The sequence below is a fragment of the Stenotrophomonas pictorum JCM 9942 genome, assembly GCF_001310775.1.
In the GTDB taxonomy this organism is placed as follows: Bacteria; Pseudomonadota; Gammaproteobacteria; order Xanthomonadales; family Xanthomonadaceae; genus Stenotrophomonas; species Stenotrophomonas pictorum.
Genome location: NZ_BAZI01000081.1, coordinates 1 through 9,254, shown reverse-complemented (window position 1 = coordinate 9,254; position 9,254 = coordinate 1). Strand labels below are relative to the sequence as shown.

9 protein-coding genes and 3 pseudogenes are annotated in these 9,254 nt (G+C 66.1%); 2 read left to right on the top strand and 10 right to left on the bottom strand.

From position 1 onward, the window contains the following. Positions 1-334 (bottom strand): annotated as a pseudogene (locus JCM9942_RS06360) (efflux transporter periplasmic adaptor subunit); the annotation flags it as partial. Between the two features lie 225 nt (positions 335-559). Between JCM9942_RS06360 and JCM9942_RS06355 the strand changes: the two are divergent. Continuing rightward, entirely contained in the window at positions 560-1,237 is a 678-nt protein-coding gene (locus tag JCM9942_RS06355) for a TetR family transcriptional regulator (protein WP_054658514.1), read from the top strand. A 96-nt stretch (positions 1,238-1,333) separates the two neighbouring features. On the opposite strand, the gene hslU is transcribed toward JCM9942_RS06355, so the two are convergent. The 9 genes and pseudogenes from hslU to JCM9942_RS06310 form a co-directional block, all read right to left on the bottom strand. Beyond that, entirely contained in the window at positions 1,334-2,707 is a 1,374-nt protein-coding gene (hslU, locus tag JCM9942_RS06350; RefSeq protein ID WP_054658512.1) for an ATP-dependent protease ATPase subunit HslU, read from the bottom strand. A 29-nt stretch (positions 2,708-2,736) separates the two neighbouring features. Beyond that, positions 2,737-3,288 (bottom strand): ATP-dependent protease subunit HslV, encoded by a 552-nt coding sequence (hslV, locus tag JCM9942_RS06345; protein ID WP_054658510.1) that lies wholly within the window; start codon positions 3,286-3,288, stop codon positions 2,737-2,739. Positions 3,289-3,389: 101 nt separating this feature from the next. Further along, entirely contained in the window at positions 3,390-3,602 is a 213-nt protein-coding gene (locus JCM9942_RS06340; RefSeq protein ID WP_054658508.1) for a DUF3079 domain-containing protein, read from the bottom strand. 126 nt (positions 3,603-3,728) lie between these two features. Beyond that, positions 3,729-4,607, bottom strand: coding sequence for a tyrosine recombinase XerC (xerC, locus tag JCM9942_RS06335; RefSeq protein ID WP_083468444.1), 879 nt, complete (start codon positions 4,605-4,607; stop codon positions 3,729-3,731). A 16-nt stretch (positions 4,608-4,623) separates the two neighbouring features. Next, positions 4,624-5,300, bottom strand: a pseudogene (locus JCM9942_RS06330) (DUF484 family protein). Then, the gene (dapF, locus tag JCM9942_RS06325) at positions 5,297-6,148 is read right to left on the bottom strand and encodes a diaminopimelate epimerase (RefSeq protein ID WP_054658506.1); all 852 of its coding nucleotides are present in this window, start codon (positions 6,146-6,148) and stop codon (positions 5,297-5,299) included. The pseudogene JCM9942_RS06330 and the gene dapF overlap by 4 nt, the downstream one beginning before the upstream one ends. Next, a complete protein-coding gene (lptM, locus tag JCM9942_RS06320; protein WP_054658504.1) occupies positions 6,141-6,395 on the bottom strand; it encodes an LPS translocon maturation chaperone LptM in 255 nt (84 codons plus the stop codon). The genes dapF and lptM overlap by 8 nt, the downstream gene beginning before the upstream one ends. A gap of 51 nt (positions 6,396-6,446) precedes the next feature. Beyond that, the gene (locus tag JCM9942_RS06315) at positions 6,447-6,854 is read right to left on the bottom strand and encodes a YbaN family protein (protein ID WP_054658502.1); all 408 of its coding nucleotides are present in this window, start codon (positions 6,852-6,854) and stop codon (positions 6,447-6,449) included. 18 nt (positions 6,855-6,872) lie between these two features. Beyond that, a complete protein-coding gene (locus tag JCM9942_RS06310; protein WP_054658500.1) occupies positions 6,873-8,984 on the bottom strand; it encodes a S9 family peptidase in 2,112 nt (703 codons plus the stop codon). A 104-nt stretch (positions 8,985-9,088) separates the two neighbouring features. Between JCM9942_RS06310 and JCM9942_RS18890 the strand changes: the two are divergent. Next, positions 9,089-9,254, top strand: a pseudogene (locus JCM9942_RS18890) (aminotransferase); the annotation flags it as partial.

Sequence of the window (9,254 nt, the reverse complement as noted above, 5' to 3'; positions counted from 1 at the left end):
CCCGGGCCAGCTGGGCGCGGGCACTGTTGGCCTGGGCGCGGTAGGCGGCATCGTCGAGCTGGTACAGCGGCTGGCCTTCCTTGACCAGGCTGCCTTCGGTGAACAGGCGCTTGGCGATGATGCCACTGACCTGCGGACGCACTTCGGCGACCTGGTAGCCGGTGGCGCGGCCGGCCAGCTCGCGGGTCAGGGTGACCGGTTCGGCCTTGAGCGTGACCACCGTGACCTGGCCAGGACCTTGCGGCGGCGGCGCCTCGCCCCCTTTGCAGGCGGCCAGCGTGAGGGTGAGTGCGAGCGAGAGCGCGAGGAGACGGCAGCGGCTGATGGCGTGCATGAAGAGAGAGACTCAATAGGGAAAATAGCGCTTGAGGATCCGGCGGCACCTGGCAGCAGCTGGCGCAACCGCTGGCGCATACGGTACGGGCGCAGCCGGGGCGGCGGCTACCCGGCGCAGATCACCGCCATCCTGCAAAGCAAGCGGCGGAAATATACATACATGCATGACTGTTTGTAAACGGATACAGTTCAGTCTGGCGTCATCCCACCTGTGCACCGCGCAATGGCCAGAAAAACCAAAGAAGAGGCGCAAGCCACCCGCGAAGGCATCCTCGATGCAGCGTTGGCCTGCTTCCACGAGAACGGTGTGGCCGGCACTTCGCTGGCCGCCATCGGCGAGCGCGCCGGCTGCTCACGCGGCGCGGTGTACTGGCACTTCAAGAACAAGACCGAAGTGCTGGAGGCGATGATCGGCCGTGAGCGCGTCCCCTTCATCAAACGCCTGCGTCGCACCTATTCACCGCATCGCAACACGCCCATCCTCGACCTGCGCTCGGCGATGCTGATCTCGGTGGGCGAGCTGGCCAACGATCCGCGCCTGCGCGATCTGATGGAGATCATGCTGCGCAATGACCTTTCGGCCGAAAGCCAGGCCATGCAGCAGCTGCAGCACGACAGCATCGAGGAGGAGATGGCGATCTTCCGCCGCGCCCTCGAACGCGCCGGCGCACTCAGCCAGCTGCGCGAAGGTGTGGATGCCGCCGTGGTCTCGCGCATCCTGCATGCCGGCCTCACTGGGGTGCTGTACAGCGCGATGCTGCAACCGCAGCGGTTCGACCTGGAACGCGACAGTCGCGAAACGATGGATGCGCTGCTGTCGTACTACGTGCAACCGGGCGTATTCACACCGGGCGCGGCGCCACTGCCGCTGCCTGAACTCGATCCGGACGAGCTGGACTGACGCCAGGCCGCCGCCGCTCCCGCCCAGAACACCCGCAAACAGAAACGGCAGCACCAAGGGGGCTGCCGTTCCATCTACGCCCGTAAGGGATAGCGGTTACAGGATGTAGCGGCTCAGGTCCGGATCCTGCACCAGCTCACCCAGGTGCTTGTCGACGTAGCCGCGATCAATCACGACCTTGTCGCCATCACGATCCGGCGCTTCGTAGCTGAGCGTATCGAGCAGCCGCTCCAGCACCGTGTGCAGCCGGCGGGCACCGATGTTCTCCTGCCGCTCGTTGACCTGCGCGGCGATCTCGGCCAAGCGGTCGACGGCATCAACGGTGAAATCGACCTCGACGCCTTCGGTGGCCAGCAGGGCTTCGTACTGTTTGGTCAGCGCCGCCTTCGGCTCGGTGAGGATGCGCACGAAATCATCCTTGCTCAACGCCCCCAGCTCGACGCGGATCGGGAAGCGGCCCTGCAATTCGGGAATCAGATCCGAGGGCTTGGCCAGATGGAAGGCACCCGATGCGATGAACAGGATGTGGTCGGTCTTGATCGTGCCGTACTTGGTCGACACGTTGGAACCTTCCACCAGCGGCAGCAGGTCGCGCTGCACGCCCTCGCGCGAAACATCGCCGCCACCGACGTTGTCGCCGCGCTTGGCGACCTTGTCGATCTCGTCGATGAAGACGATGCCGTGCTGTTCGCAGGCCTCGATCGCCGCCGCGCGGATATCGTCCTCGTTGACCAGCTTGCCGGCCTCCTCCTCGATCAGCAGCGGACGGGCCGCCTTGATCGTCAAGGTGCGCTTGTTCGCCTTGGCACCGCCGAGATTGGCGAACATGGACCTGAGCTGCTGGCCCATTTCCTCCATGCCCGGTGGGGTCATGATGTCCATGCTGAGGTTGGCGCTGAACTCCAGCTCGATCTCGCGCTCGTCCAGTTCCCCGGCGCGCAGCATGCGCCGGAACTTGATGCGGGTTTCATTGTCCTGCGCCGAGGGCTCGTTGCGCGCGGCTTCGGCGTCGAAACCGATGCCGACACTGCGGCGCGGCAACAGCGCGTCGAGAATCCGGTCTTCGGCCTTCTCCTCGGCCTGCATGCGTACGCGCACCTTGGCCTGTTCGCGGTACAGCTTGACCGCGGTATCGGCCAGATCGCGGATGATCTGTTCCACGTCCTTGCCGACGTAGCCGACCTCGGTGAAACGGGTCGCCTCCACCTTCACGAACGGCGCATTGGCCAGCGTCGCCAGGCGGCGTGCGATCTCGGTCTTGCCGACACCGGTCGGGCCGATCATCAGGATGTTCTTCGGCATCACTTCGTTGCGCAGATCAGCCGGCAACTGCATGCGCCGCCAGCGGTTGCGCAGGGCGATGGCCACCGCACGCTTGGCGTCGTGCTGGCCGACGATGTGCCGGTCCAGTTCCTGCACGATCTCGCGCGGCGTCATGGTGGCGGAGGAAACTTCGATCTTGTGGTTCATGGGGTACTCGCAATCGTTGGCGGAAGGGCTCAGAGCTCTTCAACCACCACGTTGGTATTGGTGTAGATGCAGATGCCGCCGGCGATATGGATCGCCTCGGTCGCCACAGCCTTGGCATCCATCTGGGTGTGGGCCAGCAGCGCGCGTGCCGCGCTCAGGGCATAGGAGCCGCCCGAGCCGATGGCGATGATGCCGTCCTCCGGCTCGATCACATCACCGGTGCCGCTGATGATCAGCGAGGTTTCCCGGTCGGCCACCGCCAGCAGCGCTTCCAGCTTGCCCAGACGGCGCTCGGTGCGCCAGTCCTTGGCCAGTTCCACCGCCGCGCGGGTCAGCTGGCCGTGCTTCTCGAGCTTGGCTTCAAACAGTTCGAACAGGGTGAACGCATCGGCCGCGGCACCGGCAAAGCCGGCCAGCACCTGGCCGTCACGACCGAGCCGGCGCACCTTGCGCGCGTTGCCCTTCATCACCGTGTGTCCCAAGGTGACCTGACCATCGCCAGCGATCGCCACATGCGCGCCGCGGCGGACGCAGCAGATGGTGGTGGCGTGAAAAACATTCGGGTTCTGACTGGGGTCCATACGGCCTCCGGGATACTGTTCCACGGACATGGGGACAGTTTCCGCAGCGATCAAGCCTGGCCGCCACCGTGCCGCGACAGTCGGCATTCAGCCGCGCGGACTCACCAAGGTTGCTGCTTGCGGGCCTGATGGGGACGCCCGGGTTCCGGCTCGATACCCCAGGCCACGTACCAGTCCTCGCCCTGGGTTTCGATCGGATGTTGCGTGCGCCCGGAGCCATTGCCACAGGCCAGCGTATCAGCGGCGCAATAGCGGTCGCAGCCCCAGCAGATGCGCTCGGGGTGCTTGGGTTTGAGCGGAAACGGCTTGGCCATGTCGATCTCTCCACGGGTCCTGCCCACAATGGGCAGATGCCATCGCTGGCGCCCTGACACAAGTCAAACAAGGTGCAATCAGGCAGCGCCGATTCAGCCCGGCGGACCCGCCGGTGGCGATGCGGATCAGGACTTGCGCCGGGCGCGTGGATGGGAGGCGTCGTAGACCTTGGCCAGGTGCTGGAAATCCAGATGCGTGTAGATCTGGGTGGTGGCGATGTCGGCGTGGCCGAGCAGCTCCTGCACACCGCGCAGGTCGCCGGACGACTCCAGGATGTGACTGGCAAAACTGTGCCGCAGCATGTGCGGATGCACGTGCTTGAACAGCCCCTGGCGCTGCGCCAGCTGCTTGATGCGGATCTGCACCGCACGCGGGGTGATCGGGCCGCCACCGCGTCCGGGGAATACCGGTTTTTCCGCAGTACCGGCACTGTCGCACCGCCACTGCTGCAATGCCGCCAAGGCATGCGAGCCGACGGGCACCGCGCGCTCGCGATTGCCCTTGCCATGCACCAGCACCAGCCCGCTGGCGACGTCCAGATCGCGCCAGCGCAACGCGCACAGCTCACTCAGGCGCAGCCCGGAGGAATAGAACAGCTCCAGCAGCGCGCGATCACGCAACCCCAGCGGCGCATCGGTGGGCAGTTCGACCAGCTGCACCGCCTCATCGGCATCGAGCACCTGCGGCAGCTTGCGCGGCGCCTTGGGCGCACGCAGGCCGGCAGCCGGACTGGTGGCGATGGCACGGTTCTTCAGCAGCCAGGTATAGAAACTGCGGCACGCCGACAGCCGCCGCTGCAGGCTTTTGGCCGCCAGTCCACGCCGGTGCTCGGCAGCGATGAATTCGCGCAGCCGGTCGCCCGACAATGCCTGCGGATCGCCCAGATCCTGGGCTTCGCACCACTGCGACAACGCCGCCAGATCGCGCTGGTAGGCATCGAGCGTATGCGCCGACATGCGCCGCTCGATCCGCAGATACGACAGGAAGGCCTGCACGGCGCTCATCGCCGCATCCCTGCCATCAGACGCTGCGGAAGCGCTGCAACCCCACCGCCAGCGCCTCGCCCATCATGCGCAGGAACAGCGTGCCCATGCCCGGGTAGAAGCGGTTGGATCATGGCTGCCCACCGCGATCAGGCCCACACCCGGCAACGGCAGCAGCGCGGTGGACGCGACCTCGCCCACGCGTTCGCGATACAGCACCTGGTTCTTTTCCTGCTGCAGACGACCGCAGATGGGCTCGCCGTCGAGCAGGCAATCGTGGAACGGTGCCAGCGCCGGATCGTCGTGGGCGAGCACCTGCAACCACGGCGCCTGTTCCAGTTCGGGCACCGCATCAAACACGATGAGGCTGACCAGATCGCCGGCGAAATCCTCTTCCAGCGAGGCGGCCATCGCCTTGAGCGTGGCGGCGGCGCTGGTCTGGCGCATCAGCGCCAGGGTCAGCTGGTGGGTGCGCACGGCCAGCCGCTCGTTGATCTGCGCGTTGCTGCCCAGGTCGGCCAGCCGCCGCGACAGTTCGCGGTTCTTGTCGCGCAGCACTTCCAGCTGGTAGCTGGCCAGCGAGGCGGTGGGGCCGTCATCGCGCGGCACCACCATGGTCAGCGCCAGATCGGGGAACTGCTTGAGGAAGCTGGGGTGACGCCGCAGCCAGGCGGCGACTTCGTGGGCACCGATTTTCTCGACCGTGTCGTTCATCCCGTCCATTCTCCGTCGAATACGAATGCCGCCGGACCGGACATCACCACTTCCGCGTCGTCGGCCGGCCACTGGATACGCAGATCCCCTCCAGGCAATGACATCACCGCATCGCGCCGCAGACGGCCCCGCTGCATCAGCACCACCGCCGCGGCGCAGGCGCCACTGCCACAGGCCAATGTCTCGCCGACACCGCGTTCGTACACGCGCAGCCGCGCATGCCCGGCATCCATGACCTGGGCAAAACCCACATTCACCGACTCCGGGAACGAGGCGTGCTGCTGCAGCAGCGGCCCGATCCGCTCCAGCGGCGCGGCGTCGATCAGGCCCACTTCCAGCACCGCATGCGGGTTGCCCATCGACACCGTACCGAAGCGGACATTCTCGCCCTGCAAGGACAGCACATATTCCTCCCGCGCGCGCGGGAAACCCAGCAACGGGATCTGTGCCGGTGCGAACACCGGACGCCCCATCGCCACCGCATACTGGTCCGGACCCAGCCGCTGCACGGTGTGGCTGCGGGTCGGGCTGTCGATGATGAATTCATCGCCCTGCGCCACACCCGCACGCACCAGCCAGGCCGCGACACAGCGCGCGCCGTTGCCGCATTGCTGCGAGCTGGAACCGTCGGAATTCCAGATCCGGTACGACGCCACCGCGCCGTCGCTGCGCGCCGGTTCGATGGTCAATATCTGGTCGCAACCCACGCCGCGATGCCGGTCGGCCAACCGGGCCGCCAATGCCGTATCCGGCGGCGGGCTGCCGTCACGCAGGTCCAGCACCACGAAATCGTTGCCGGCGCCATGCATCTTGGTGAAGCGAAGGCGCCCTGAAACCGGCTTACTCATTGGGGGTGTCAGCACTTTCTGCCGGCTTGATCCCCGCATCGTCGCCGCTGTCGACCGGCTCTGGTTCCGCCTGGTCGGTCGGCGTGTCGGAAGCGGCCGCGTCCACATCGTCCGGGACGACTTCCTGCTCCTCGATCGGCACCGGCTTCTGTGGCATCACCAGTGGGCCCTTGTTGCCGCAAGCGGCCAAGGCAAGCAGCAGGAGGGTGGCGGGGATGGAAATCAGGCAACGGGACGTCTTGTTCATGGCGCCGAGTATAGCGATTGGACCATGAAATCCGGATGGCGCCGCGAGCGCTCAGTCATCGCCCGGCGGCAAAGGCCGCCGCCACAACCACAGGCAGACGCAGGCCATGATGCTGATCGAGGTCCACTTCACCCACGCCAGCGGTACGCACCACAGGGTGATCAGCGCGCAGACCAGCATGGTGGCGCTGGCCATCCATTTGCCCTTGCGGCTGACCGCGCCGTGCGCCCGCCAGTCCCTGATGGCCGGGCCGAAGCGCGGGTGATCGAGCAGCCAGCGGTGCAGGCGCTCGGAACCATGGGAAGCGGCCCAGGCCGAAATCAGCACGAAGACGGTGGTCGGCAGGCCCGGCACGAAGATGCCGACAATGCCCACCCCCAGGCTGACGTAGGCCAGCAGCCACCACGCCCAGCGCAGGCGTGGTGGGCGGGGCTCATCTGGCGGTGGTGTATCAGACATCGCGGGAAGCCGGCGGCATCAATCGGCCAGGCCCAGCTGCCACAGCACGAAGGCAAAGGACTCGGCCTGTTCCTTGTACCGCTGGAAGCGGCCGGACTTGCCACCGTGCCCGGCTTCCATGTTGGTACGGAACACGATCGGCGCGGTGCCGGTATTGACGTCACGCAACTTGGCCACCCACTTGGCCGGCTCCCAGTACTGCACCTGCGAATCCCACAGGCCGGTGCCGACGAACAGCGACGGGTACGCCTGTGCGCGCACGTTGTCGTAAGGCGAGTACTTGAGCATGTAGTCGTAGTAAGGCTTCTGCTCCGGGTTGCCCCACTCGTCGTACTCGTTGGTGGTCAGCGGGATGCTGGCATCGAGCATGGTGGTGACCACATCGACGAAGGGCACCTGCGCCACCATCACCTTGTAGTCGCCCGGGGCCTGGTTGGCCACCGCGCCCATCAGCAGGCCACCGGCGCTGCCACCGGAGGCGGCGACGCGGTCCTTGGCCGCATACCCCTGGGCCACCAGCGCGCGGGTGACATCGATGAAATCGTTGAAGGTGTTCTGCTTGTGCAGCAGCTTGCCGTTCTCGTACCAGCTGCGACCCATTTCCTCACCGCCGCGGATATGGGCGATGGCGTAGACCACGCCGCGATCGAGCAGGCTCACCACACTCTGGTTGAACCCCGGATCCATCGACATGCCGTAGCTGCCGTAGGCGTACTGGTACAGCGCGGCGGTGCCGTCCTTCTTGAAGCCCTTCCTGTAGACCAGTGACACCGGCACCTGGGCGCCATCGCGCGCGGTCACCCAGACGCGCTCGGTCTGGTAAAGCGACGGGTCATAGCCGATCACCGGCTGCTGCTTGAGCAGGCGGCGCTCGCCGGTGCTCACGTTGAGCTCGTAGGTGGTGGCCGGCGTGGTCAGCGAGGTGTAGCTGTAGCGTAGCCAATCGGTGTCCGGCTCGGCATTGACCGACAGGCCCATCGAGTAGGCCGGCTCGTCGGCCTTGACGAACTGCCTACGGCCATCGGCGAACAGCAGGCGCACGCGTTCCAGCGCTTCGGCGCGCTCGGCGATGGCGGTGTAGCCGTCGAACAGCTCGAAGCCTTCGATCAGCACCTGCGGATCGTGCTTGACCCAGTCCTGCCACTGCGTGCGGCTGGTGGCGCCTTCCGGCGCGGTGACCAGCTTGAAGTTGGTGGCGCCGTCGGCATTGGTGCGGATCACCCAGCGGCCGTCATAGTGGTCGGCGTCATATTCGACATCACGCGCGCGCGGCGCCAGCACGGTGAACTCGCCCGGCGTGGCGGCCGAGGTGTAGCGCAGCTCCGAAGACACCGTGCTGTCCACGCCGATGACGATGTAACGGTCGTCGCGGGTACGGCCGATGCGCATGTAGAAGCTGTCGTCGTGCTCCTCGTAGACCAGCGCATCACTGCTGGCCGGGGTGCCGAGCACGTGCTTCCTCACCCGTACGGTGAGCAGGGTTTCCGGGTCGTTCTCGACATAGAACAGGGTCTTGCTGTCATCAGCCCAGACCACGTTGGGCGAGACGCCCTGGATCACATCGGGCAGGATCTGGCCGGTGGCCAGGTCCTTGAAGCGGATCGTGTACTGACGGCGGCCGACATCGTCCTCGGCCCAGGCCAGCAGGCGGTTGTCCTGGCTGACCTGCATGTCACCAACGGAGAAATAGCCCTTGCCCTCGGCCATCGGGTTCAGGTCGAGCAGGACCTGCTCGACCGCCTCCATGCTGCCCTCGCGGCGGGCGTAGACCGGGTAGTCCTTGCCGGTCTCATAGCGGGTGTAATACCAGTAACCGCGCTCGCGGTACGGCACGCTGGCGTCATCCTGCTTGATGCGGCCGACGATCTCGCCGTAGAGCTTCTCCTCCAGCGGCTTGAGCGGTGCCATCAGGGCGTCGGTATAGGCATTCTCGGCATTGAGGTAAGCCAGCATCGCCGGATCTTCGCGGCTGTCATCGCGCAGCCAGTAGTACTCGTCCTGGCGCTGCGCACCGAACGGCGTGGTGACGGTATGCGGGCGTTTTTCCACATCCGGCGGCGAAGGCGGGGAGACAGCAGCGGCGGTATTGATCATCAGGCTTGCAACCAACAGGCAAAGGGCGGATTTCATCAGGCGCTCCAGCGGGCTGGCTCCGGGCCGCCCGCGCAACGGGCCACAGTGTGCCACGGCCCACCGTTGGCCCGATGCCGGGGACCCCGCCTATCATGACGGCGATGAAAACATCCGACCCCACTCCTTCCGGCTACAGCCGTCGCAGTCACGACGATCGCCCCGTTCCATGTCATGTCGCTGCTGGCCCGCGCCAACGCACTGGAGCAGGCCGGCCACGATGTGATCCATCTGGAAATCGGCGAGCCGGACTTCACCACCGCCGCGCCG